At 51.9% G+C, this 25,910-nt stretch carries 23 protein-coding genes; 15 read left to right on the top strand and 8 right to left on the bottom strand.

Annotated elements, in window-relative coordinates; translation table 11 throughout:
• Positions 1–198: 198 nt before the first annotated feature.
• Both JT719_RS20710 and JT719_RS20705 read left to right on the top strand, forming a co-directional pair.
• On the top strand, positions 199–633 hold the full coding sequence (locus JT719_RS20710; protein ID WP_207435667.1) for an OsmC family peroxiredoxin: 435 nt from the start codon (positions 199–201) through the stop codon (positions 631–633).
• A 66-nt stretch (positions 634–699) separates the two neighbouring features.
• A complete protein-coding gene (locus tag JT719_RS20705; RefSeq protein WP_207435666.1) occupies positions 700–1,194 on the top strand; it encodes a hypothetical protein in 495 nt (164 codons plus the stop codon).
• A gap of 124 nt (positions 1,195–1,318) precedes the next feature.
• Here the strand turns inward: JT719_RS20705 and JT719_RS20700 are convergent, their stop codons facing one another.
• The 5 genes from JT719_RS20700 to JT719_RS20680 form a co-directional block, all read right to left on the bottom strand.
• On the bottom strand, positions 1,319–1,957 hold the full coding sequence (locus JT719_RS20700; RefSeq protein WP_207435665.1) for a peroxiredoxin: 639 nt from the start codon (positions 1,955–1,957) through the stop codon (positions 1,319–1,321).
• Positions 1,958–2,814: 857 nt separating this feature from the next.
• Positions 2,815–3,264 carry an RrF2 family transcriptional regulator gene (locus JT719_RS20695; RefSeq protein ID WP_207435664.1) on the bottom strand — a complete coding sequence of 150 codons (450 nt, stop codon included), beginning with the start codon at positions 3,262–3,264 and terminating at the stop codon, positions 2,815–2,817.
• A 26-nt stretch (positions 3,265–3,290) separates the two neighbouring features.
• Positions 3,291–4,715 (bottom strand): chromosomal replication initiator protein DnaA, encoded by a 1,425-nt coding sequence (gene dnaA / locus JT719_RS20690; RefSeq protein WP_207435663.1) that lies wholly within the window; start codon positions 4,713–4,715, stop codon positions 3,291–3,293.
• A gap of 96 nt (positions 4,716–4,811) precedes the next feature.
• Positions 4,812–5,747: a bifunctional metallophosphatase/5'-nucleotidase gene (locus tag JT719_RS20685; RefSeq protein ID WP_207435662.1), complete on the bottom strand. Its 936-nt coding sequence runs from the start codon at positions 5,745–5,747 to the stop codon at positions 4,812–4,814.
• A gap of 91 nt (positions 5,748–5,838) precedes the next feature.
• Positions 5,839–6,609: a 5'-nucleotidase C-terminal domain-containing protein gene (locus tag JT719_RS20680; protein ID WP_207435661.1), complete on the bottom strand. Its 771-nt coding sequence runs from the start codon at positions 6,607–6,609 to the stop codon at positions 5,839–5,841.
• A gap of 615 nt (positions 6,610–7,224) precedes the next feature.
• Here JT719_RS20680 and JT719_RS20675 point away from each other — a divergent pair.
• The 4 genes from JT719_RS20675 to JT719_RS20660 all read left to right on the top strand — a co-directional run bounded on the left by JT719_RS20675 (position 7,225) and on the right by JT719_RS20660 (position 9,542).
• The gene (locus JT719_RS20675; protein ID WP_207435660.1) at positions 7,225–7,449 is read left to right on the top strand and encodes a hypothetical protein; all 225 of its coding nucleotides are present in this window, start codon (positions 7,225–7,227) and stop codon (positions 7,447–7,449) included.
• A 206-nt stretch (positions 7,450–7,655) separates the two neighbouring features.
• On the top strand, positions 7,656–8,609 hold the full coding sequence (gene ctlX, locus JT719_RS20670; RefSeq protein WP_207435659.1) for a citrulline utilization hydrolase CtlX: 954 nt from the start codon (positions 7,656–7,658) through the stop codon (positions 8,607–8,609).
• Between the two features lie 218 nt (positions 8,610–8,827).
• Entirely contained in the window at positions 8,828–9,085 is a 258-nt protein-coding gene (locus JT719_RS20665; protein WP_207435658.1) for a hypothetical protein, read from the top strand.
• Positions 9,086–9,212: 127 nt separating this feature from the next.
• Positions 9,213–9,542: a YkvA family protein gene (locus tag JT719_RS20660; RefSeq protein ID WP_242693389.1), complete on the top strand. Its 330-nt coding sequence runs from the start codon at positions 9,213–9,215 to the stop codon at positions 9,540–9,542.
• Here the strand turns inward: JT719_RS20660 and JT719_RS20655 are convergent.
• A complete protein-coding gene (locus tag JT719_RS20655) occupies positions 9,539–10,288 on the bottom strand; it encodes a DUF72 domain-containing protein (RefSeq protein ID WP_207435656.1) in 750 nt (249 codons plus the stop codon). The two genes, JT719_RS20660 and JT719_RS20655, sit on opposite strands and share 4 nt — an antisense overlap.
• Positions 10,289–10,854: 566 nt before the next feature.
• On the opposite strand from JT719_RS20655, the gene JT719_RS20650 reads away from it, so the two are divergent.
• The 6 genes from JT719_RS20650 to JT719_RS20625 all read left to right on the top strand — a co-directional run bounded on the left by JT719_RS20650 (position 10,855) and on the right by JT719_RS20625 (position 18,214).
• On the top strand, positions 10,855–12,690 hold the full coding sequence (locus tag JT719_RS20650) for a methylmalonyl-CoA mutase subunit beta (RefSeq protein WP_207435655.1): 1,836 nt from the start codon (positions 10,855–10,857) through the stop codon (positions 12,688–12,690).
• A 58-nt stretch (positions 12,691–12,748) separates the two neighbouring features.
• Positions 12,749–13,132: a YybH family protein gene (locus JT719_RS20645; protein WP_207435654.1), complete on the top strand. Its 384-nt coding sequence runs from the start codon at positions 12,749–12,751 to the stop codon at positions 13,130–13,132.
• A gap of 275 nt (positions 13,133–13,407) precedes the next feature.
• Positions 13,408–15,540: a methylmalonyl-CoA mutase gene (gene scpA / locus JT719_RS20640; protein ID WP_207435653.1), complete on the top strand. Its 2,133-nt coding sequence runs from the start codon at positions 13,408–13,410 to the stop codon at positions 15,538–15,540.
• A 36-nt stretch (positions 15,541–15,576) separates the two neighbouring features.
• Positions 15,577–16,494 carry a restriction endonuclease gene (locus JT719_RS20635; RefSeq protein ID WP_207435652.1) on the top strand — a complete coding sequence of 306 codons (918 nt, stop codon included), beginning with the start codon at positions 15,577–15,579 and terminating at the stop codon, positions 16,492–16,494.
• Positions 16,495–16,555: 61 nt separating this feature from the next.
• Positions 16,556–17,839 carry a PAS domain-containing protein gene (locus JT719_RS20630; RefSeq protein ID WP_207435651.1) on the top strand — a complete coding sequence of 428 codons (1,284 nt, stop codon included), beginning with the start codon at positions 16,556–16,558 and terminating at the stop codon, positions 17,837–17,839.
• Between the two features lie 18 nt (positions 17,840–17,857).
• Positions 17,858–18,214 carry a histidine kinase gene (locus tag JT719_RS20625; protein WP_207435650.1) on the top strand — a complete coding sequence of 119 codons (357 nt, stop codon included), beginning with the start codon at positions 17,858–17,860 and terminating at the stop codon, positions 18,212–18,214.
• 163 nt (positions 18,215–18,377) lie between these two features.
• Here the strand turns inward: JT719_RS20625 and JT719_RS20620 are convergent, their stop codons facing one another.
• Positions 18,378–18,887, bottom strand: coding sequence for an REP-associated tyrosine transposase (locus tag JT719_RS20620; RefSeq protein ID WP_207435649.1), 510 nt, complete (start codon positions 18,885–18,887; stop codon positions 18,378–18,380).
• 446 nt (positions 18,888–19,333) lie between these two features.
• On the opposite strand from JT719_RS20620, the gene JT719_RS20615 reads away from it, so the two are divergent.
• Positions 19,334–21,904 carry a zinc-dependent metalloprotease gene (locus tag JT719_RS20615; protein WP_207435648.1) on the top strand — a complete coding sequence of 857 codons (2,571 nt, stop codon included), beginning with the start codon at positions 19,334–19,336 and terminating at the stop codon, positions 21,902–21,904.
• Between the two features lie 750 nt (positions 21,905–22,654).
• Positions 22,655–23,821 carry a YncE family protein gene (locus tag JT719_RS20610; RefSeq protein WP_242693388.1) on the top strand — a complete coding sequence of 389 codons (1,167 nt, stop codon included), beginning with the start codon at positions 22,655–22,657 and terminating at the stop codon, positions 23,819–23,821.
• A gap of 32 nt (positions 23,822–23,853) precedes the next feature.
• Here the strand turns inward: JT719_RS20610 and JT719_RS20605 are convergent, their stop codons facing one another.
• A complete protein-coding gene (locus JT719_RS20605; protein WP_207435646.1) occupies positions 23,854–24,543 on the bottom strand; it encodes an NADPH-dependent F420 reductase in 690 nt (229 codons plus the stop codon).
• A 205-nt stretch (positions 24,544–24,748) separates the two neighbouring features.
• Here JT719_RS20605 and meaB point away from each other — a divergent pair, with 205 nt between their 5' ends.
• Positions 24,749–25,732, top strand: a complete 984-nt coding sequence (meaB, locus tag JT719_RS20600) for a methylmalonyl Co-A mutase-associated GTPase MeaB (protein WP_207435645.1) — start codon at positions 24,749–24,751, stop codon at positions 25,730–25,732.
• Positions 25,733–25,910: the final 178 nt, after the last annotated feature.

Genomic DNA, 25,910 nt, shown 5'->3' with positions numbered 1-25,910 from the left:
CGCAGCCGTTTTTGGGCAGATTTTAGAAGAATGGCTTTAAAACAGACTGGCGTCTACCAGAGCACCCGTTGGCTCTGCCCTATTCCGCACAGTAGGTTGCCAGAAACAGGTTATGGGTTTACTCCCTTACACCATCCGTATAAAACCATATCCGGTTTTTTTAGTACTTTGAAGAAACCAAACCAAAAAGATAAAACTATGGCAACAAACACTGGTACAGGCGTCTGGGAAGGCGGCCTGAAAGATGGCAAAGGAACCGTATCTACCCAAAGCGGCACCTTAGATGCGCGCTACTCTTTTGGATCACGCTTTGAGGAAGGTGTTAGCGGCACAAACCCAGAAGAACTGATTGGCGCGGCCCACGCGGGCTGTTTCTCCATGTTCCTGAGCAGCCTGTTGGAAGGCGCCGGCAAAACAGCCACCTCGGTGAGAACCGAGGCGAAAGTGTTTTTAGGGCAGGAAAATGGTCCGTACATCCGTAAGATTGACCTTACCACTGAAGTGGAGGCGCCCGGTCTGTCTGATGACGAACTGCAGCAACTGGCCCAGAAAGCGAAAGAAGGTTGCCCAATCTCCAGAGCCCTGGCTTCTGTGCCAGAGATGACCTTGAAAGCCACGTTGAAAAGCGCCTAAGCTCTACCCACGGGACTTTCCGGCGGATATCAAAATTTCGCTATCTTTGCCCAATAATTTTATTGCATGAAATCATTGGCTAGGGTTGGGTTACGGCCGTCACGTGACCACAAAATTTCCTTCGGGGTGCAGTTGGCACTGGTATTGTTGTGGCTGGCGTACGGCTTGTTTCTGATTTTGACCGAACCGGTTGATTCCACTAACGACCGCCACTTTATCCATTATGTGTTCCTGATTCTGGCATTTGGCTATTTGCTGTTCATTCTGGCCCAGAATACCTCTTTGTTTGGCCGCCAGTCTTACCTGGAAATTACGCCGGCTTACGTGGTAGAGAAACGCGGGCACTTCAAACAGAAAACCGCGATTCACCTGCAGGATGTGATGGGCATTACCCTTGGCCCAGCCCAGGCCCGTTTTGCCATGCGCGACGGCAGCAAATGCCACGTGAACCTTAGGCTGATCAGTACCCGCAAAGGACAGAAGATAGCAAGGGAGAAACTTCTGGAAGTAGCCGATAAGCACGCGATTCCGGTAACCGAAACCACCAGTAACCGCAGATAGGCACCGTTTTAGGGCTATCTTTCCAGAAACACCATAAAAACAGAAGCGGCCATTCTTTGCAGAATGGCCGCTTCTGTTTTTATGGTGTTTCTGCTCACCTAAGAGCAGAATGCTTTTCAAAGGACTAGTCTAAATTTGGCTGAGGCGTTAAGCGCAGGTAAGGCTTGATGACCACGTGGCCTTTCGGGAATTTAGACTCCACTTCTTCCTGCTTCACAGAAGGCAGAATCACGCAGTCCTGGCCGTTTTCCCAGTTAGCCGGCGTAGCCACGCTGTGGTTAGCAGTCAGTTGCAGGGAATCAATCACGCGCAGGATCTCGGCGAAATTACGACCGGTAGAAGCCGGGTACGTGAAGATCAGTTTCACTTTCTTGTCTGGCCCGATAATGAACACTGAGCGCACGGTGAAAGTATCGCTGGCATTAGGGTGGATCATGTCATACAGGTCAGACACTTTACGGTCCGCATCGGCAATGATGGGGAAGTTCACGGTGGTGTTCTGCGTCTCGTTGATGTCTGCGATCCAGCCGTGATGAGAATCAAGCGGGTCTACGCTCAGCGCCGCCACTTTTACCCCTCTGCGGTCAAACTCCTCCTTGATGCGGGCTACCGCGCCCAGTTCAGTGGTACAAACAGGGGTATAATCACGCGGGTGCGAGAAAAGCACCGCCCACCCGTCGCCAATCCACTCGTGGAAATTGATGGTACCTTGTGAGGTTTCTGCAGTAAAGTCCGGAGCAATATCGCCTAATCTTAATGCCATGATCTTGTCTTTATATTTTGAAAGTTTGTTACTGGTTATCTGTCTTCTTCTCTTTAGGAGCACCCAAAACAACGCCAAATACTCTACAGCATAGGTAAACTCTATAGATGAAGTAGACAAATAAAGAACTCAATTGCTAGAAATCCAACTAACTAAGGAGAAAGTTGACAACTTACTAACTAATTCAGCCTTATAGTTAAACGGCTTCTCAAGATCCTTCTAAACACCAGAATTGAAGCACTTAGAAGTCTCTTGCCCTGGCGCGGGACAATCAGTGGCTCACCTAGTGGCAGCGGCTCACGCTCCCTACACAGCAGCTAGCTTTTACCAGGAGTCAAAAACAGTGAAGAAAAGATTGTCTAGACGTCAGCGAGTTTCTTTTCTTCTTGATTCTTTTGGTTAGGTTGAACATCAAGGAGAAAAGTGACAAACGTCCGCAGAGCGAGTTCTGAGTCTGGAAATAGAAAGTAGCGGCTTGAGAGGCAGATTGGGTTGTTGGTGAGAACACCAACAACGGCGGGCGGGAGATGGTGGCTGAGTCATTGGTGAGGCCCCTGACAATAGCTGGTGGCGAAGTAGCAATTAAAAAAGAAAGGCACGGAAGTAACTTCCGCGCCATAGAAGGCCATAGAAGGGGGCTAACGACCACTGATTTGCAAATTTCAGTTCATGGTAGGTCCAAGTCTCAGACTTGAACCAGAAAAATCCAGGAAAATAGAGATCAGGAGAATCAACGCTCAAGTGATTTCAACTCGTATTGAAACAAGGAACCTACTACCGGAAAAAGAAACTGCCGTTTGGGGGCTGTTTTACAGAAAACAGCCCCCAAACGGCAGCAACAACTATCTTAAGGAAAGTTAAATCTGGTTGGCTTCTTCCTCCACTACCAACGCCGACACTTTAGTGAAATCTGCCAGGAAAGTGGTATCCAGAATGTCACAGGTGGCGTCACGAACGCGTTTCATGAGCAGGCGGATCTCGCAGGTGGCCTCATCCACGCACTCTTCGCATTTGCGGTAATACAGGTGACTTACGCAGTGCACCGGAGCCAAGGGGCCGTCTACCATCCGGATGATGTTGCCCACCGAAAGCTGCGCCGGGTCTTTCACCAGCGTGTAGCCGCCGTTTTTGCCGCGGGTACTCTGCACAATCTGCTGTACTTTCAAATCTACCAGAATGGCTTCCAGGAACTTGCGCGGAATCCGTTCTGCGGTGGCAATCTCAGAGATAAGCACCAGACCGCGGTCATGCTGCTTTGCCAAATAAAGAAGTGCTTTTAGGGCGTACTTGGCCTTTTTTGAAATCATATGGTCTGTAAGAGAAAACGCGTTATTTAAACCGCCTTCACCTTGAACTTCTTCTGCAGCTCCTGAATAGAAGCCTTGAATTTTTTATCGGTATCAATCAGATCAGATACGGTCTGCACAGAGTGAATCACCGTTGAATGGTCTCTGCCGCCAAAATGGTACCCGATGGACTTAAGCGAGTGGCTGGTGTACTCTTTTGCGAAATACATGGCCACCTGGCGCGCCGTCACAATCTCTTTCTTGCGGGTCTTGGCTTTGAGAGAATCCAAACTTACCTGGAAGTACTCGGCTACGGTTTTCTGGATAAAATCCAGGTTCACCTCCGTCTCCACATCTTCAATGATGTGTTTGAGCGCAGCTTTCGCTAATTCCAGGTCAATCTCTTTGCGGTTCAAGGAGGACTGTGCTATCAACGAAATAAGTACCCCTTCCAGTTCCCGCACGTTGGTATCCACGCTGTAGGCCAGGTATTCAATCACGTTATCCGGAATATGGATGCCGTCACTCTGCATCTTCTTCTGGATGATAGCCATCCGGGTCTCAAAATCCGGGCTCTGCAGATCGGCGGTCAAACCCCACTTAAAGCGGGACAACAATCGCTCTTCCAGGCCTTTCAGGTCGCGCGGCGGGCAGTCTGAGGTCATCACAATCTGTTTGCCGCTCTGGTGCAGGTGGTTGAAGATGTGGAAGAACATCTCCTGGGTTTTCTCCTTGCCGCTCAGGAACTGCACGTCGTCAATGATGAGGATGTCTACCAGCAGGTAGAAATTGGCGAAGTCCTGCACGCTGTTGGTCTTCAAAGACTCAATGAACTGGTTCACGAACTTCTCTGAGGAAACGTACAGCACGAATTTATCTGGGTTGTTGCCCTTGATGTGGTTCCCAATAGCCTGTACCAGGTGGGTCTTGCCCAAACCTACGCCGCCGTACACCATCAAAGGGTTGAAAGACGTGGTACCCGGCTTGTTGGCCACGGCGTACCCCGCTGAGCGCGCCAAACGGTTACAGTCACCCTCAATGTAGTTTTCAAAGGTGTAGCTCTGGTTCAGCTGCGAGTTGAAGAAGTGCCGGTCAATGGCTTTTGACTCAAACGGGTTCTTCAGGAAACTCTGCTCCGGTCGGTAGGAGTTGGCTACCGCGGCCGGCACCTTCTTGGTGGGAATATTGACCGTCTGGGGCTTGCTGTGGTCGTTGCCCTGGTCTACAATGATGGAATACTCCAGGCGGCCTTCGCTGCCCAGTTCCTGGAACACCACCTTCTTGAGAAGGCCCACATAATGCTCTTCCAGCCACTCATAGAAGAATTGGCTGGGCACCTGTATGGTGAGAACGTTATTAGCCAAAGACAACGGCACGATGGGCTCGAACCACGTCTTGTAGCTCTGCTCGCCAATGTTGTCTTTGATAACCTGTAAACAGTTATTCCAGACGGTTGTACAGTCTTTTACCATTAACATCGCTTCTTCCAATCCCGCGTTTTTTTGAGTGTAGAATTTTTCAGGGGGTTACAAAAATGAAAAAAAACTACAGAGAAAAAAACTTGAAGATTACGAATTTATGACACGGTCATTCAAAGGCAGCACAGAGGCCGTTGTAGCCGTTTTTGACTTGGTTTTTCTGTTGAAAGTAAAATCTATCCGGCCCAGGTTAATGCCCGACCAGCCCACCTGATTCACCAGGGTCACGTGGCCGTCTGCGTGGGTGATTTTCTCGGGCTCATCCAGGAACGTGTGGGTGTGGCCGCCAATGATGAGGTCAATGCCGCTCACCTGCTGGGCCAGCTTGCGGTCGCTGATCTTGTCGTACTCATAGGAGTAGCCCAGGTGCGAGAGGCAGATAACCAGATCCACGTTTTCCTGCTCCTTCAGCGTTTTTACCATGTTTTGGGCCGTAGCCACCGGATCCAGGTACTTGGTGCCTTTGAAGTTGTTATCGGCTACCAGGCCGGCCAGCTGAATGCCTAACCCAAACACGCCCACGCGCACGCCTTCTTTTACAAACACTTTGTAAGGATTGAAGCGGCCTTTGAGAATGGTGTCTGAGAAATCATAGTTGGCGATGAGGAACGGGAAACCGGCGTGCGGCAACTGTTTCTGCAGTCCTTCCAGGCCGTTGTCAAAGTCATGGTTTCCCAGCGTGGCGGCGTCATAGCCCATCTGGGTCATGAGTTTGTACTCTAGCTCACCCCCGAAGAAGTTGAAATACGGCGTTCCCTGCCAGATGTCGCCGGCATCCAGCAAGAGCACGTTGGGTTCCTGCGCCCTGATCTGCTTCACCAACGTTGCTCTACGGGCCATGCCGCCCATGCCACCGTTCTTGCGCCCATCATTGGGGAACGGATCAATGCGGGAGTGCATGTCATTGGTGTGCAGAATGGTTAACTTAATGGGTCCCGAGGCGGCCGTTCCCAGGCTGGGCAAGCCCAACACCGCCAAACCTGCCGTTCCGGCCAATGTATTTTTGATGAAATCCCTGCGGTTCATTTTCTATTCGGTATCAAGTATCGCGTAGCATGTAGCACGATACTGAAGGTTTTTAAAAAATTTCGCGTTGCGTGATACGCAATACGAGCTACTACTTTATCACTTTCACCCGCCCGTCTCGTTGGGCGGTCACCGGTTTGCCTTGGGCGGTCAGCTGCTTTATCTCGTTCATGATGGCATCGCGGGCCAGCAGACCTACTTTTTCGGTTTTCAGGGCGTTTTTCAGGAAACCCATGTTATCGCCGCCGTTGGCCAGGTAATCTGAGATGGCCAGCGTGTAGGTTTTGGAAGGATCAAAGGGTTTGCCGCCGATGGTGATGTTCTCGGGCTTGTTGTCCCGGATGGTGTAGGTGGTGTTGGCTACCGTCAGAATCTTGGTGCGGGCGGCAAAATCAAACATCTCCTGCACGGTGGCCCCGGAGAGGGTAAGCACCAGCATCTCGTTTTCAAAGGGCATCAACTCAAACACATCGCCCACGGTCACCGGGCCCTGGTCAATGGGGTTGCGCAGGCCGCCTTCGGTCATGCCGCCCATGTCAATGGGCTTGCCGTACGCGGCCATGGTTTGGGTGCGGGTGAGATCGGCCACAAAATTTCCCAGGATAGATTCTGGTCCGCCTTTCTCCAGAGCCACCGGCGCCTGCCCAATCACCTGGTTCATGGTTTGGTCCACGCGGGTACGGTAAGGCGTAATGGTGCTCTCAGCGGTAGGGTCTGGCGTAATCTGGGTAGTGACCGGAATATCAGTAGGGGCGGTAAGGCTAACCGAAGGGACTAATTCTTTCTGGCACCCAACCAGCGCCAGGGTTACTCCTACACTCAGGGCAACGCTGCGGGTACGGAGGTAAGAAAATAAAGACATGTGTAAATACTGATTTTATCAAAGATACGAGGGGTAGGCTTAAAAAACCAACCACGGTTTAAAGGCCCCGGGCCCATAATGGCACCGGAAATGTTATAAAAACCGCCTATTGGAGCTTTAAATCCTTTGTTTAACCCCTTGACTTTTAATAGGTTTTTAAATAAAATTGTTACACTTCAGCTCCACAGCCAGTTGAAGTTAGTTCATGGGAATAGATGTCTTGTCACAAACCGCTTGGTTGCTCTGCCGCGTATGCCTATTGAGGCCGGCAAACCCGTGGCTGCATCTTTCCGGGGCTCAACTTCCACAAGCTGCGCTATCATGCTGGGGCGGAACGACCAACAGATCCAGGCATTTGTCTTCTACTCAGATATCTGTTTCTGGTACGTTGCTCCCTCTCTTCTCGCCGCAGGTTACGGCAAGGGCAGCCAGCGGAACTGTCCTGCCTCTTTCCCGTACCGAGCTAACCTTGCTGTACCTGCATCTCCGGCGAATGTTAACCTAGCTGGCACAGCAGGTGCGTTTACCAATTGTTCACTTATCCCTCCTCCCCCCGAAGGGGTATTTTAGTTTCAACCAGTTATACGCAAACACTTATCCTAAATCATCATTACTATGACCACATCCTATTTGCAGTACAGTAAATTCATTCTGTTAAAAGTTAGTTTTGATGTAGTGTTGTTTGAAAAAGAATTCCGGAAATGCCTGCGTCTGCTTCTCATCCATGAGATAAGGGAACTGAAGCGCTGGTGCCGGGCCACGTTTCCTAAAAGGTTCAGGGGCATCATGGGACGGTGCTTCCGGTACTTCTGGCGGAACAGAACCGCACCCTCTGCTTGATTTTTCAGCAGCAGTTTTTCTCAGGTAAAACCAGTAAAATAAGTTTAACAGCTCACTCCCCGTTCTTGTAAACCAGGAACGGGGAGTTTGTTTTCAGGCAGTTTTCAGAAAATCGGCCATAAAACGGGGGCGCGGTTCTTAACCACAAAGGGTGTGCGCTTTCCTGTTTTAAAGTATCTTGCAACGCCCAAACAAACGTCTGGCTTATGGAAACTGAAAACAAACTCCCCACGCACCCCAACGCTCCGCTCGCTACGCAGGTATTGCTGGTGCGCCCCGCCCGCTTCGGCTCAAACCCCGAGACTGCTGCCACCAACGCCTTCCAGCAGGAAGTTCCGGCCGGCACCGAGGCCAAGGTGCAACAGAAAGCGCTGGACGAGTTCAATCAGTTTCTGTTGAAATTATGGGCCGCCCGCATTGAAGCCGTTGTTTTAGACGACGTGGAGGACCCCATCACCCCAGACGCCGTTTTCCCCAACAACTGGATCTCTTTCCATAAAGGAGGCAAGGTGGTGTTGTACCCCATGCTCTCCCCTACCCGCCGCCTGGAGCGCCACCCAGACTTACTTGCCCAACTGCAGCAGGAGCATGGCCTACCCTTCACCGAGGTGATTGACCTTACCCACTTTGAGAACGAAGGCAAGTTCCTGGAAGGCACCGGCAGCTTGGTGCTGGACCGCCAGCACAAGATTGCGTACGCCTGCCTGTCTGAGCGCACCCACCCAGAGCCCTTGCAGGAGTTCTGCGACAAACTGGGCTTCCGGCCCGTTGTGTTCCACGCCACCGATGAGAAAGGACTGCCCATCTACCACACCAACGTCATCTTAAGCATTGGCGCAGATTTCGCGCTGGTGTGCCTGGAAGCCATCCAAGACGAGGAAGAGCAAGGCCTTCTGCTGGAAGCGCTGGTAGACACCGGCAAAGACATCATTGACCTGAGTTTAGCCCAGGTGAAGAAAATGGCCGGCAACATGCTGCAAGTGCGCAATAAGGTTGGGGAACCGGTACTGGTCATGTCTGAGAAAGCCTACAAAGCCCTGCGCAAAGACCAGTTTGAGGAACTCAACCGCCTCACCAAAATGGTGCGCGCCGATCTACGCACCATTGAAGCCCACGGCGGCGGAAGCGCCCGCTGCATGCTGGCCGAAATCTTTGTGTAATGGCTGATTTGTAAAATAAATACCTAGGGGCAATCCCTTGTGGCTGCCCTTAAAGGTTTGTCACCGCAGAAGGGCAACCACAAGGGATTGCCCCTACGATTGACATTAAAAAGAAAACCGTTTTTGGCCTGCTTTCCAGAAAATAAGCGAAAAGCAGTCTTTTTGGTTGGGTATTTATGAACTGACCTGCATGTCAAAAACATTCTAGCCAATCCCCCATGCAGCTAATAACAAACAAGGAGAAAAATGCGGCGCTAGCTCTTCTTCTACTTTCCATTTTGCCTCAATTGTTTTTAACTTTTCAAGTTCTGCCCGGAGGCTTTTCTTACAGTATTATACCAGGCTGGCATACACCAATTTTTCCACCATTCTTTGTTTATTCCTTAATTGCTCCTACCGTAGCGATTGTCATCATCGGCGCGTATACACTGTTAAAGCTACTTTATTTAGGTGTCAGGATTTCATTTAAAAAATGAATGGCTCCTAATTTTATCCAATAGTATTCCAGCCTTAGACTCTAAAACTGTTCTTTTAAAGAAAGGCTCATGTATCAGAAACTGAAAACGTGGGCGAAACAGCTCAAGATCGATGTGGGCTCTGGCCTTGGCGATCAGAGATGCGAGAACCCCTTGGGCGGCCAGAATCATGGGCGCGGTGACTGTAGCCTACGCCTTAAGCCCCATCGACCTTATCCCGGATTTCATACCGGTGCTGGGTTACCTGGATGATCTCTTATTGATTCCCCTGGGCGTCTGGCTCACCATCAAAATGCTGCCTACCGGGCTCATGCAGGAGTACCGCCACAGAATAGCAACCGAAGGCAGACCCAGCCTGAAGCATAATCTATGGGCAGCAGGCATCATCCTCCTGATATGGCTTTTATTGGTGTGGGTGCTGAGCCGTTGGTTTTGGATTCGGTTTGTGAAAAGTTAAAGGTTCAGCAGTGCTTGTTGTAGCCTTGCCGCGTCTGCCGTGGCATTCCCGCCAATGGTGTTGTTGAAAAAGCACCAGACTTTTTTCTCGTCCTGCAGCCAATCCTGCGCCATGTAGGCAAACCGTTCAATTTCTTCCTCGGGGTAAGAACCGCGGTAAAGTTGTTCATGGCCGTGCAGGCGCATGTAAACGGTGTCTGTGGTAGCCGTTGCCAGCGCAGGCCACTTTTTCCCGGCACTGATCACTACCAAGGAGATGTGGAATTCCTCCAGCAGTTCCAGCACTTCCTCGGTATGCCAGGAGGCGTGCCGAACTTCCAGCGCAAAGACCGTTTCTGGGTACAATTTCCGGAGGAGGGTGAAAAAGTGCTTCGCGATGAGTTCGTTGAAGTGGAAGGAACCGGGCAACTGCACCAGCACCGGCCCTAGTCGGTCGCCCATGAGCAGGAAACGGTCCATCCACTTGCGCAACGGGTCTTCAATGTTCTGCAACCGGTTCTCGTGGGTGATGCTGCGGTGCAGCTTGGGCGCGAACTTGAAATGCGCAGGGGTTTGCTCCAGCCACTTGAGAATGGTTTTCTCCATGGTGAAGTGGTAGAAACTGCTGTTGACTTCGGTGCAGTTGAAGTGCTGGGCATAGAACGGCAGCATTTCCGCCGATTTAATGTCTTCCGGGTAAAAGATGCCGCGCCAGGCGTAGCTCCAGCCCGAGGTCCCGATGTACAGATGGTTTTGGGGAATGTTCATGGTGCATAGAGACGCAGAAAAGCGCCGGAGGTTTTCTGGTAGGATTCTTTGCTTTCGCTGGCGTAGCTTCTGCTTGTCTATGGATTTATGAACGACTCTTTGCATAGGTAGCGATATGCGCTCACGGCCGCGGGGCCCCGTCTTCCGCGCTCGCGCTGTACCAGCTTCCCTTGCTCCCTGACGGTCGCAATGCCTGCGGCACCGGAACCTGCTAAGGCGCTCGCTCGAAAGACTGGAATCAAAGAAAGAGGCAGTAGCAGTGACGGTGATGGTGGAACCGTAGAGACAAGGCACTGCCTTGTCTCCTGCACGCATTTTCCTCCATGGTTCAAGTCTGTGACTTGGACCTACCATGATGGCAGTTTGCAACTGCCCTGAGGCGAGAGCCTCAGAAATCCACCGAAAGGAGCCTTTTCATCCATTTTACTGCAGGACCTGGCAAATGGAAGCTGTTTCTAAGGGGTTTTCCTGAAAACAGGCCTGAAACTGGTGGCGTAATTCCGGGAATAGCCGTAGAACAGTTTCTGCAAAAGAGTATCTTTACCCAAACATCCGCCTGCGATTGTATGACTGACTTTACCTCATCAGAGGCATTATTCCCGGAGTTCGGGCCGGTAACGGCTGAGCAATGGCTTGCCAAAATAAAACAAGACCTGAAAGGCGGCGACCTAGCGGATCTGCACTGGCAGAGCTATGAGGAAATCACCGTTGCCCCCTTCTATACCAAAGACCAGGTGCCCCAGAGTAAGACCATCAATACTACTCCTGGGCAATTCCCTTACCTGCGTACCGCTAAAAAAGACAAGAACAATTGGGTTAACCTGCAGCCTATCTTCTCCTCGGGGAAGGGCCACGAGGCCGTAAACAAAGCGGTACAGTCGCTCACCCGCGGAGCCGATGGCATCCATTTCATCATGGAGAACGGCCATGACTTTGACGCCGATTACCTGATTCAGCAGATAGACCTGACCAAGGTTCCGGTGTCTTACACCGTTTCCACGGAGGCCGCTAATTTCCTCCATCACCTCACTACGGGGCTGTACCGCAAGCGATTGTCGTTTGCCGCCTTAAACGGTTTCCTGAAGTGCTCGCCTATCCTGTCTTCTGAGAGCTACAAGCAGTTAGACATGGAGCACGCTTTCCATTTGCTGGAGCAAACCCTTGAGGCGCCCAACTTCTACGCGCTTACCATCAACGGCTCGCACTTCAGCAACAAAGGCGCTACGCTGGTGCAGGAACTGGCATTCACCCTGGCCATTGCGGTATGCTATACCAACAGCCTCACTGAGCAGGGTTTGCCCCCCGAGAGCATTTTCCGGAACATGCAGTTCCACCTCACGGCAGGCACCAATTACTTTTTTGAGATTGCCAAGTTCAGGGCGGCGCGCTTGCTCTGGGCCAAGGTGGTAGAAGCGTACGAGGTACCCGTTGAGGTGGCCTCGGCGCTGCGGATCCACGCCTCTACGTCGCGTTGGCACCAGACTACCTTAGACCCGCACACCAACCTGTTGCGCCATACCACCGAGATGATGAGCGCCATCATTGGCGGCGTGAACTCTGTAGAAGTAGAACCTTTTGACAGCACCTTCCGGCAGGCCAATGAATTCAGCGAGCGCATCGCCCGTAACATTCCTATTATCCTGAAGGAAGAAGCCTACCTGGAGCAAGCCATTGACCCCGCCGCAGGTTCCTATTACCTGGAATACCTTACCCGGCAGATTGCCCTCAAAGCCTGGGCGCTGTTCCAGGACATTGAATCCAGAGGTGGATTTATTCCGGCTTCCAACGCGGGTTACATCCAGGACATCCTCAAAGACACCAGCAACCAGAAGTTCAAAGACATTGCCAGCGGCAAAGAAGTACTGGTGGGCACCAACAAGTTCCCCAACCCCAACGAGCAGCTGGACTATGACCCCGAGCAGCTCATCCAGAGTCGGCAGTTTGACAATACCCGCGGGGCTTACTCCTACGAGGTGATGCGCCTGGCCACCGAGCTGCATTTCCGGAAAAAGAAACGCCGGCCGCACGCTTTGGTGGTGCACATGGGCAATGCCCTGCAGGAACACATCCACGCCTCGTTTGCCCGGGAGTTCTTCACTTGCTCCGGTTTCACTACCCAGGTGGTGAAATTCAACTCGGTCCCTGAGGCGCTCAACGGCGTGAAAAGCCTGGATGTGCAGGTGATTGTCATGGCGGCCCCCGAGAAACAGTTCCATGATTTTGCCGAAGCCTTTGCCAGGGGAATGCGTGCCCAGCACCGCCAGGGTCCGTCCCTGATTCTGGCCGATGACCCCATGCAACTGAAAGAAGAACTGCAGGCCAACGGCTTTGACGAGTTCCTGTTCAGGGGCTGTGACACCAAGGAAATCATCACCCGCATTCAGGAACGGTTGGGCGTGTAAGCCTTCGCGCACCAGCCTTCCAGTACTACTTTTAACGCAAAACAGAAATCGCACCCATTTGGAAAACCACGCTGAAAACCCACTTGATGCTGTAAAGAACGGGCTGGATGGCCAGGTAAATGCCTGGAACGCCGGAGACCTGGAACAGGCCATGGCTTTCTACTGGAACTCGCCCGAACTGCTCTGGATCAACAAGCACGGGGTAGAGAAAGGCTACACACCCGTGCTGGAGATGTTCCAGAAAGACTTCCAGGACCGCAGCACCATGGGCGTGTACACCTACGAGGCCTTGCACCTGGAACAGCTTTCTGAGGAGGTGGTACTCTACGTGATCCGCTGGAAGATTGAGTTAGTGGGCAAACGCCTGATGGGCGGGGTTTCCTCCCAGATCTGGAAGAAAATAGAAGGACATTGGGTGGTTACGTCTGAGCATGCTTCTTGAGGAGTTCTGAGTCTTGAGTCACCCAATTGTCCTCCTGAAAGGATCTTGTGGCAGAACTAGATTAACTGAGACGATGAAAGAGCAATTCGCTTTCAAACAGAAGGGCTACCCAACACGAAACCTGAAATGCGCAATTTGCACATACCAAACGGAATAACAGCTTGCCCACAAGATCCTTTAAGGATGACAATGGGAAGCACGGGGCAGTTGCTTAATCAATGATAATTCATGCAGGAATCTAAACACCTGATACCTGCTACATGATATAGAACAAAATGAAACCAGATTTCACCAAGATACCTTTCACGTTTCAGGGCTCTTTTTTCGGGAATGAGCCAAAAACGGAACCGAAAACCTGGAAAACCGCCGAGCGCCTGCCGCTGCAGAACTTCTATACCAAAGAAGACACGGCCGCGTTTGAGCACCTGGACTTTGCGGCCGGACTGCCGCCGTTTTTGCGCGGACCGTACAGCACCATGTACGTGAAGAATCCGTGGACCATCAGGCAGTACGCCGGCTTTAGTACCGCCGAGGAATCCAACGCCTTTTACCGCCGCAACCTGGCTGCAGGGCAAAAAGGCCTTTCCGTGGCGTTTGACCTGGCCACGCACCGGGGCTACGACTCAGACCACCCGCGCGTGGTGGGCGATGTGGGCAAGGCCGGCGTCGCCATTGACTCCATTCTGGACATGAAGATTCTGTTCGATCAGATTCCGCTGGACCAGATGAGCGTTTCCATGACTATGAACGGAGCGGTGTTGCCCATCCTAGCGTTTTACATTGTAGCCGCCGAGGAACAGGGCGTGAAACCGGAGCAACTGAGCGGCACCATCCAGAACGATATCCTGAAGGAGTTCATGGTGCGCAACACCTACATCTATCCGCCGGAGCCCAGCATGAAGATTATCGCCGATATCTTCGCGTACACCTCCCAGCACATGCCCAAGTTCAACTCCATCTCCATCAGTGGCTACCACATGCAGGAAGCCGGCGCCACCGCCGATCTGGAACTGGCCTACACCCTGGCAGATGGCCTGGAATACGTACGCACCGGCCTGGCCGCGGGCATGGACATTGACACCTTCGCACCGCGCTTGTCGTTTTTTTGGGCCATTGGCATGAACCACTTCATGGAGATTGCCAAGATGCGTGCCGCCCGCATGCTGTGGGCCAAGCTCATCAAGCAGTTCAACCCGAAAAGCGATAAATCTTTGGCCTTGCGTACCCACTGCCAGACTTCGGGCTGGAGCTTAACGGAGCAGGACCCGTTCAACAACGTGGCCCGTACCACCGTGGAGGCCCTGGCCGCGGCCCTGGGCGGAACGCAGAGTTTGCACACCAACGCCCTGGACGAAGCCATCGCTTTGCCTACTGATTTCTCGGCGCGCATTGCCCGCAATACCCAGATTTACCTGCAGCAGGAGACGCACATCACCAAAACAGTAGACCCGTGGGGCGGCTCTTACTACGTGGAGGCCCTCACCCACCAACTCGCGCACCGCGCCTGGGATTTGATCCAGGAAGTGGAGCGGCTGGGTGGTATGGCTAAAGCCATAGAAACGGGTCTGCCCAAAATGCGCATTGAGGAAGCCGCTGCCCGCCGGCAGGCGCGTATTGATGCGGGCAAAGACGTGATTATGGGCGTGAACAAATTCCGTCCGGAGCAGGAAGAGCACCTGGAGATTCTGGACATTGACAACACCGCCGTGCGGGAGGCCCAGCTGGCCCGTTTAGCCCAGCTTCGGGAAAACCGGGACGAAAACGCTGTGTTCGCCGCCATGGATGCGCTTACCTTGGCCGCTGAGACCGGGGAAGGCAACCTGCTGGAACTGGCCATCAACGCCGCCCGCGTGCGCTGCAGCCTTGGCGAGATTTCGTATGCCTTAGAAAAAGTATTCGGCCGCCACCGGGCCACCATCAGATCCATATCCGGCGTGTACAGTTCAGAGATTTCAGACGACGAGAACTTCGGCAAGGCCCAGGCGCTCGCCGACCAATTTGCCGAGCAGGAAGGTCGCCGACCCAGAATCATGGTCGCCAAAATGGGCCAGGACGGCCATGATCGCGGCTCCAAAGTCATCGCTACCTCCTTCGCGGATTTAGGCTTTGACGTGGACCTGGGCCCGCTGTTCCAGACCCCGGAGGAAGTAGCCCTGCAAGCCGCCGAGAACGATGTGCACGTGGTGGGTGTGAGCAGCTTGGCTGCCGGCCACAAAACGCTAATCCCTTCTTTGATTTCTGAGTTGAAGAAACTGGGCCGCGAGGACATCATGGTCATTGCCGGAGGCGTGATTCCGGCGCAGGATTACCAGTTTCTGTATGATGCCGGCGTATCCGGGGTTTTCGGACCGGGCACCGTGATCAGCGTGGCCGCGCAGGAGATCCTAGAGAAGTTGTTGAAGGGATAGTGGAATAAAGCTATATTGAGGTTCTAAAGAAGAACAATGGCTATTCCTGATTACCAGTCAATCATGCTCCCACTTCTGAAGTTGACTTCAGATAGCAAAGAACATAAAACAAGAGAAGCTGTAGAGGCACTTGCTACTTATTTCAACTTATCTCAAGAGGATTTAACAGAACTTTTACCAAGTGGTACCCAGCCTACTTTCTCAAACAGAGTAGGCTGGGCAACTACTTACCTTAAGAAGGCTGGATTATTAGAATCTTCAAAGAAATCTTTCTTCAACATCACTGAAAGAGGCAGGAAAGTTTTAGCTCAAAATCCGTCTGCAATCAATGTCAAGTTCTTAAATCAATTTCCTGAATTCATAGAATTTAAATTAGCTACAAATTCAAACGGATCTGGCTCAGCACAACAATCATCTATTACTGAATCAACTGCAACTCCAGAAGAAATACTGGAGAACGCCTACCAAGGAATCAAACAAGAGTTGGTGGAGGAAATACTTAGCAAAATAAAAGCCTTGTCTCCGGCTTTCTTTGAGAAACTAGTAGTCCAACTGCTAGTTAAGATGGGATATGGTGGTTCTTTCAGGGAGGCCGGAAAAGCACTTGGTAAATCTGGTGACGGCGGTATTGATGGTATAATCAAAGAAGATATTCTTGGATTGGATGTCATTTACATTCAGGCAAAACGATGGGACAACAACCCAGTTGGCAGGCCTGACATACAAAGCTTCGTAGGCGCATTGGCAGAGCAAGGAGCCAAGAAAGGAGTCTTTATTACTACTTCCCGGTTTTCTGCAGATGCTAAAGCCTATACCCCAAGAAATGAAACCAAGATTGTTTTAATTGATGGTCAACAGTTAGCCCAGTACATGATTGACTACAACTTAGGTGTTTCCGTGGCTAAATCATATGAGATAAAGAAACTTGATTTAGACTTCTTTGAAGAAGAATAACTCTTGTTTATAATACTTTCATTCAGAGTACACGTAACATTGGCTCAACCTTAGAAGACGCATGGATTTACACGAACTGTTTGTTCATATCCCCGAGGCACTGGTTGCCATTGCACCAGACTACACGGTGCTGGAAGCTACAGATAAGTACCTGGGCCTGGTGCTGCGCACCCGGGAGCAGTTGATTGGCAGGAACCTGCTGGAAGCGTTCCCAGACAGTCCCAGCGAGGAAGATTCAAAAAACGAATCGTTGCTGCGGCAATCCATTGACCGGACTTTCCGGGAGAAAAAGACCATTTACTTTGACGTGCTTCGGTATGACATTGCCCGGCCAGAGGCCGAAGGCGGCGGCTATGAAACACGCTACTGGGAGGCCTCGCACACGCCCGTGCTGGATCAGGAAGGCAATGTGAAATACATCATCCGGCGCACAGCCAACGTGACTGCCCGTGAATTGGCAAAGAGGGCGCAAATGGAGTCTGAGAACAAGTTCAAGTTCATGACCGATGCCGTTCCGCAACTCATCCATACCGCCGATACGCAGGGCAACGTGACCTACGTGAACCAGCGCTGGCTGGATTACACCGGCCTCACGTCTGATCAGCTCCTGGGCAAAGGCTGGCGCGATACCTTCCACCCCGATGATCTGACGGCGGTGCAGAAGAAAATGAACAATGCCTTGCCCGGCAATCAGGAGTTTCAGGCCGAGGTGCGCATCAAAAACAAAGAAGGCAATTACCGGTGGCATGTGGTGAAAAGCCTGCCGCTGGTGAACCTGGAGGGCGGTGTGGAACTGCGCGTAGGCAGCAACACCGATATTCATGACACCAAGCTGATGGTGCAGGAACTGCTGGAAAGCAACGAACAGATGGCCCTCTTGTCTGACCAGATACAGCTGGCCCTGCAAAAAGCCCAGGCCGAACGGTCTACCCTGGAGCGCCTCATCATGAAAGCGCCCGCTTTCTTCTGCATCCTGAAAGGGCCCGAGCACCGCTACGACCTCATCAACCCAGAATACCAGAAGCTGTTCCCCGGCCGCGACCTGCTCCACAAAACCGTAGCCGAGGCCCTGCCCGAAGTAGCCGAGCAGGGTTTCGTGCAGATTTTGGACAAGGTGTATCAGACTGGCGAGGATTTTGTGGCCAAAGAAGTACCCATTTTAATTGGCCGCACCAACGCCCATGAATTAGAACAGATTTATATTAACTTCACCTACCAGGCTATTTACTCTGAGACGCAGCAGATTGAGGGCATTCTGGTGTTTGGTTATGAGGTAACAGAGCAAGTAAAATGCACCCAGAAACTACAGGAACTGGAACACCAAAGCAAGAGCAGCGCCTCTTAACGCGCGCGTAAACCCTGCATGACAAACGCCGAGATTGATATACAGCAACTCAGGATCAAGCATATCCTCTACAAATCTAAAGTACGTTCTGTGCTTTATGTGAGTGGCGGGGAGTATGATGCTGCGTTCTTTTCCTCGGCGAACCCCGTCACGGAGTGGTTCAACACCATCGGCCTTAAGAAGTACCGCCATCAGCCCGCCCTGGTAAGTCTCTATGACCTGCAGCAAGACATTGAACGCACCTCCCGCCACCTGTTTGACCTTTACAAAGCAGGTAAGATTGACCTGGCCCAACAGGGCCTCAGCACCATTGAAGAAAAATCGGGCAAGTTTATCTCGTTGCTAACGCAGTTGGAGAGGAGCCTGAAGGATTAAAGAGGCTGCTTTTCTGCTCGTGGTTCCCGGCGAGTCTGGAGACTCGCATTATCTCAAGGCACGAGTCTGGAGACTCGCGCCAGTGTAGGCCAGCGTAGAAGTTGTAGAAACAAGACATTAGCTAATCCAAATATACCAGAGGAAGCAAGCCTTTGCCGCCCGCTTAATCTACTGCGCTGCTATACCGCCAATGTTCTGGTTCTTCCACCAAGCCCAGTTCTACCGGATTTTGGTGTAAATAGGTCAATTTCTGCTCCATCAAATGGGCGCTATCCAACTCTATAGGATGATTACTCTGCTGCCAGAATTGATGGTGAGTGTTCTGAGAGTTGTGTTGACCATTGCTCTGGAAAATCCAAAGCATCCACCGCCTCCGGCTTTCCAGCGGGTTGTCCTGAATAGCTTGAATCAACTTATTGGAAGTAAATTTCTTGAAGTCTCTCAGAATATTGGGCAAAGAGCTCTTTTCTGTTGAGGATGCAATCAAGTGCAAGTGATTTGGCATTATGACCCAGGCATGCAGCACCAGTCCCTTTTGCTGAATGCAATACCTGAGGCTATCCACTAGTAGCTCACAATACTCCCTTCGGGTAAATACATCCACCCACTCCACAACGGCCATGCTTAGAAAGTAAATACCTTCTGGATTGCGGGTTTTGTATTTGGTGCTCATGGCAAACTTATACGAAATTTGGCAACAGAAGGAAAATGCTTGTTTTAGGCCTGTTTCCCAAAAACAGCAGAAAAACAGTACAGGGAATCTCACAAGGAAAAGCTGGCGCGAGTCTCCAGACTCGTGCCTTGGGATAATGCGAGTCTCCAGACTCGCCGGGAACCACGAACCGGAAATGCTTGGAAACAACAATGCGTACTATCGCTGCGGTGCAGCGAGGGTAGTCTGGAGACTACCCCCATCCCGTGTCACGAGTCTGGAGACTCGCGCCAGGGGTTTATCTCTACTTCTTACCCTCTTTCCCAAAAACAGGCCCAAAACGCCTGCTCAAAATTTTTCTATTTTTCTCTTATCCTCTTTAAACCTTCTTCCCTTCTGTTGGTCTAAGCCTGCGTGAATCACACACTACACGCAACCCTTTACACAACTAACAAGCTTACATCAGAATGAAGAAGTTCTTATTGACGCTGGGGCTGGTGTCTACCTTTGCCGGAGTAGCCATGGCCCAGAGTCGTACCCAACCCGCCGATTCCACGCGCCGGGTAGCCGGAGCCGCCGGCTTGCAGGGCAACGCTGCCAGATCATCCAAGCCAAAGCCTTACGCCGAAGTCATCACCGACAAAGCCCAGTCCAAATCTGGTTTTTTCAAGACCCACAAAGTAGAAGACAAGTACTTCTTTGAACTGGCAGACTCGGTGCTGGGCCGTGAGATTCTGGTGGTGAACCGTATTTCCAAGGCAGGGGCCGAGGTGCGCTCTGCCTCAGGCTACGCCGGGGACCAAATCGGGAGCGCCGTGATCATGTTTGAGAAAGGTCCCGATGACCGCATTTTCATGCGCAAGATCTCCTACGCCACCTACAGCCCAGACAGCACCAAGTCTATGTACCAGGCGGTGCAGCGGTCCAACGTGCAGGCCATTGTGGCGGCGTTCAACGTGTCGGCCTACGGACCTAACAACAAGAGCAGCGTTATTGATGTAACAGATTACATCAAAGGCGAGAACGAAATCTTCTCCTTCAGCAATGCCGCGGGCAAAACCCGTTTCCGGTTGGGGAACTTCATCGGGGACCGCAGCTATATCCAGAACGTGCGCAGCTTTCCGCAGAACGTGGAAGTGACCACCGTGAAAACGTACGTGCTCACCCCTCCTACCACTGGATTCGGGGCCGCTCCTGCCGGTGGAGCCGGAGGAAACTCTAACCTGAACGGTTCCTCTACCATTGAGATCAATACTTCTATGGTAGTACTACCTAAGAAACCTATGCAGCCGCGTTACTTTGACCCGCGCGTTGGTTTCTTCACGGTGGGTTATACAGACTTTGACGCCAATCCACAGGGTGTGAAGGAAATCCAGATGATTAAGCGCTGGAGACTGGAGCCGAAGGAAAAAGACATGGCCAGGTACAAGCGTGGCGAGCTGGTGGAGCCAAAAGAGCCCATCGTGTTCTACATTGACCCGGCCACGCCGAAGAAGTGGGTGCCGTACCTCATTGCCGGGGTGAACGACTGGCAGAAAGCCTTTGAGAAAGCCGGTTTCAAAAACGCGATTATCGGAAAAGAGGCTCCTTCTCCCAAAGAGAACCCAAACTGGAGCCTGGACGATGCCCGTCACTCGGCCATCGTGTACAAGCCGTCTGAGATCTCCAACGCCAGCGGTCCCAGCATCTCTGACCCACGCAGCGGCGAGATCATGGAAAGCCACATCAACTGGTACCACAACGTAATGAAACTGGTGCGCGACTGGTACTTTGTGCAGGCAGCCGCCATTGACCCACGCGCCCGTAAAATGGAGTTCTCTGATGAACTCATGGGTGATTTGATTCGCTTTGTGTCATCGCACGAGGTAGGCCACACTTTGGGCTTGCGCCACAACTACGGTTCCAGCTCTACCGTGCCGGTAGAGAACCTGCGCAACAAGAAGTGGGTGGAAGAGCACGGCCACACGCCGTCTATCATGGACTACGCCCGTTTCAACTACGTAGCGCAGCCAGAAGACAACATCTCGTCTAAAGGCATCTACCCAAGGATTGGTGACTATGACCTGTGGGCGATTGAATGGGGTTACCGGGTTCTGCCCAACGCCAAGAGTGCGCAGGCTGAGATACCTGTCCTGAACAAAATGACGGTGGAGAAACTGAAGAATCGCCGCAACTGGTTCGGGACCGAAACCAACCCAGATGATCCGCACTCACAGAACGAGGACCTCAGCGACAACGCCATGAAAGCCTCTGAGTACGGCATTAAGAACCTGCAGCGCATCCTGGCCAAACTCCCTGAGTGGACCCGCGAGGAAAACGAAGGCTACGATAACCTGGAGAACATGTACGGTCAGCTGACCGGTCAGTTCAACCGCTACATGGGCCACGTGGCTAAGAACATTGGCGGTATCTACGAGAACCCTAAAACCGTGGAGCAGGAAGGAACGGTGTACGAGCGCACTCCGGCGGCTACCCAGAAAGAGGCCTTGGCGTTCCTGGACAAGCAATTGTTCACTACGCCAACCTGGTTACTGGCGCCTAACGTGCTGAACAACATTGGTACCAACCCCATGGTAGTGGTTTCCCGTAGCCAGGAAAACGTACTGAACCGCCTCATCAGCAACGCCACGTTGACCAAACTCATCGCCGGTGAAGCCCTGGACGGTGCCAAAGCCTACAAAGTGACCGACTTCTTCAATGATATGAACAACTCTATCTTCAGGGAAGTGAAAAACAAGCAGGCCATTGACGTGTACCGCCGTAACCTGCAGAAGATCTACGTGCAGGAGTTGATTGACCTGGTGAAACCCGCTCCGGCACCTACCGCGGCTCAGGCTGCCATGGGTGGCAGAGGCGGCAACACCGCTCCTGCCATGGACATCAATGACAGCGACGTGATCTCCGTAGCCAAAGCCGAGCTGCGCAACATCAACAACCTGATCAAATCGGCGGCGGCGTCTCAGTCAGATTCTTTAAGCAACTACCACTTGCTGGATCTTTCTGACCGCATCAACGAAGCCCTGAATCCAAGAGGCTAATTCTTAGGTTCCATCTAACCCACAACAGGAAAGCCGCACCAGTTTGGTGCGGCTTTCCTGTTTTCAGGCCAAAAACTTTCCTCCAAACGCTAAAGCTCTAGCAACTACTTTTATTTACAAGGGAAAAGCCGAAACAAACCAATGATACCTTGATGGCTTTTGGCCAGTATTTACAAATGTCTTACTGCTGCTAAGCTCTTCCTACGGCATCTTACATCAAATAAATCATACAAAATATAGCAAAGTACAAGTTAAATTCTACATACTGTATTCCTTTCTTTTGCTTGATAATTGATCCATTTTAGTTTCATCCAAAGGAAAGTATCAGGAAGCATGAAGAAGATGGTTGCAATTTTCTTAACAGGGATGCTCTTTTTAAGTTGCGCAACCCACGTGGCAGACGGAAGCAATGCTTCTGATTTACCTTTTCATGCGTCCCAACTCCAATGCCTGGCTAAGGATACAGCCCGCACCTCCTCCCTTACCTTCTCTTCTCAAGAAAAGCAGTAAACCCTTTCCCATTTGTTTTGAGGCAGATTTTGCCAAAGCAGCTTTAAAACGTCTTCTACTTGGATAGCAATGGCTCTAAGCTCAGTTGTGGCAAGTTTCTGATTCTTGGCTATTTATAGCAAAGAAAGGCGAAAACGGAAGAACATCACCCTTACACAAGCATGCTCCGGCCCGAAGAGAAGCAAAAATATTCTGGCCTAATCTTTGAAATCTTCCGGCAGATTCAACGTTTTCTGTTTGATGAAGAGACTGAAAAAACTTTTGCTCCTGCTTCCTTTCGGGCTGCTGTCTTTCATTGCCAATGCCCAGAAAGAAGCTACTATCTGGTATTTCGGGCATAACGCCGGTTTGTCTTTCGCTGATCCCAGCAACCCGCAGCCGCTTAAAGACGGGAAAATGTTCAGCGAGGAAGGCTGTGCGGTATTGTCAGACGCGTTGGGCAACCTGTTGTTTTACAGCAACGGCATGCAGGTCTGGAACCGCAACAAGCAGATCATGGCCAACGGCGATTCCCTGAAGGGCCATGAGTCGTCTACCCAATCGGCCTTGATCTTGCCTAAACCCGGTTCGCCACACCTGTACTATCTCTTCACCACTGATTTCCAAGGCCAAAGCCACGGCTTGCAGTACCACCTCATTGACCTGAGCCGGAACGGCGGCCTGGGCGAAGTGGTCTCCAAAAACAACCTCATTTTTGCCCCTGTCACCGAGAAGCTCACGGCCATCAGGCACCGCAACGGCCGCGATTATTGGGTGATTACGCACCGCTGGAACAGCTCGGCTTTCTATGCTTTTCTCATCAGCCCCGAGGGTATCACGTTCAAACCCGTGGAAAGCCACCTGGGCAGCATCCACGCCGGCGATAATGGCGCTACCATTGGCTACATGAAAGCCTCGCCCACCGGAAACAAACTGGCCGTAGCTACCTGGGCCGCCGTAAACAAAATTGAGGTCTTTGATTTCAACAATGAAAACGGCAAACTGGCTTTGGCGGTAGATTTAGGCAAGTTTGACGAGGCTTACGGTGTGGAGTTCTCGCCAGACGGTACCAAGCTGTACGGCGGCAAAAACGGAATTGCCGGCGGAGAGGCCCGCATCTTCCAGTTCGATCTGAGCGCCGGTACGCCAGATGCCATCATCCATTCCGGGAAACAGGTAGCCAAAAGCATCAGCCGCAAGATTGGAGCCCTGCAACTCGCCCCAGACGGCCGCATTTACGTGGCCCGCAACAACAGCAATTGGCTGGGCGTGATCCGGAACCCCAATGCCCTGGGCGAGGCCTGCGACTATAAAGACAGCGGCATTAGCCTGGACAAGCAGAAGAGTGCCTTGGGTCTGCCTAACTTCCCCGGGTTCTATTTCCAGAACGTGCCCCAGACCACCACGGCTGTGAATTCAAGCAAGTAAACGGCTTTGAGCTTTTGGTCTGATGCTCTCCGTTAATGAACCTGCGCCAGGTGGGTAGGTTCGTTTTGCTGCTCTTTCGGTAAGCCTTCGTGTTCCAGGCCCCACAAGTTAAACGCGATTCTGGGATGATTGCCGGCTTTTCTGGCCAGTTCTGAGGACAGCAAGGTCATGCGCTCAATGATGCGGCTATTTTTCAGGAGACCGGCATCCAGAACTCTGAAAGGCAGTGGTTTCAGCAATTGCATCACGGTTTCGCGGGCTTGGTTAGTGTTGGAGGCTACATACACGTCGCTCTTCAGGCCTTGCAGCACCGGCGCATCAAACACCACCCAGTACGTATTCTTAAAGGCAATCACTACCTGGCTGTCTGGGATTACCTTCTGCAGTTCCTCCGCCGCAGAAGTGTCATAAGCAGTGGTGAAATCATCGAATTTCTCATTAAAGGGATTGGAGATGTCAATGACTATTTTCCCTCTCAGGATTTCTTTGTGCTGCTCCGCCCAAGGCAACAGGTCTTTGAACCAAAGGGTAGGGATGATGACATCCGCCTGTAACGCCTCTTCAAGCGGAACCGCCTGCAGGGCAAGGTCCAGTTCGTTTATTACCGTCTGGGCGTGCGCTACGTCCCTGCCCGAAAACAAGACTTGTTGCCCGTAGGCTTGGTAAAACGTTTTGAGCAGGCCTTTGCCCATGCGGCCGGTTCCAATAATTGCTATTTTCATAGTTGGTATAATCTGTTTGCAATAAGATAAGGCAACCGATGCTTACCCCTATTTCTAGGGAGTTTCTCCATGTATACCTTGCCTGTTCGTAGGCTATAGACCTTACAATGCTGCTTTCCGGTTAAGCTTCCTTCATGGCGTTCTGAAATTCTTAGGCCTCCTTTTCTTATTTTTCACGTACTTTCCAGAAAATAGCCCGAAACGAGTGCCTAAAAGATTTACCCCAGACGAGTATGCCGCCGGAGTATTGTCCGGGAACCGGGTACTGCTGAGCCGCGCCATCACGTTGGTGGAAAGTACCCTCCCCTCAGACCAGGACCTGGCCCACCGGGTAATGGAGTTGGTGCTGCCGCATACCGGCAACTCGGTGCGGGTGGGTATTACGGGGGTGCCGGGCGTGGGCAAAAGCACGTTTATTGAGGCTTTCGGGAATCACCTGCTGGAGCAGCACGGCAAAAAGCTGGCGGTATTAGCCATTGATCCTACCAGCCAGCGCACCGGTGGCAGCATTCTGGGTGATAAAACCCGCATGGAAACACTGGCCTCAAACCCCAAGGCCTACATCCGGCCTTCGCCAGCCGGGAAAACGCTGGGCGGCGTAGCCAGAAGTACCCGTGAGAGTATTGTGCTCTGCGAAGCCGCCGGGTTTGACGTTATTTTTGTGGAAACCGTGGGCGTTGGTCAGTCCGAGACAGCGGTGCATGAGATGGTAGACTTCTTCCTGCTTTTGATGCTGGCCGGGGCCGGCGATGAACTGCAGGGCATCAAGAAAGGCATCATGGAAATGGCCGATGCCATTGCCATCACCAAAGCCGACGGACCCAACCTGCATCCCGCCACCAGCGCCCAGGCCGAGTACCAGGGCGCGTTGCATCTCTTTCCGCTGGGGCCTTCACAGTGGAGCCCCAAAGTAACCGTTTGTTCCGCCTACGAGAAAACCGGTTTACAGCCCATCTGGGAATTGGTGCAGGAATACGTACAGCTTGCGCAAGGCAATGGCTATTTCCAGAAACGCAGGCAGGAACAGAACCTGCACTGGCTTAAACACAGCATCCGCCAGCAGCTGGAAGAACGTTTTTACCAAAACCCTGCCGTACAAGTGCAGTGGAGCCAGATCTCTCAGCAAGTAACCCAGGGCCAAAAGTCTCCTTTCGCGGCCGCAGCGGAGTTGTTTGGGTTGCTCTCTTAGGAAACAGAACTTTCCTGGCCTGTATTTGGGAAGAGTGAGCTTTTCCGGACTCTCGGTATATATGTTCAAAACCTCGGTTCTATCCTACTTTCCTCCGAGAACCAACCAAGATAGTCTATTTTAACACTAATGAGAGGCACTGAATGGTAGTCAGAAGCAGCCTTTCCTTTGGGTTCTG

Source organism: Sabulibacter ruber (genome assembly GCF_017355955.1).
Lineage (GTDB): Bacteria > Bacteroidota > Bacteroidia > Cytophagales > Hymenobacteraceae > Nibribacter > Nibribacter ruber_A.
This window is presented reverse-complemented; position numbering and strand designations above follow the sequence as displayed.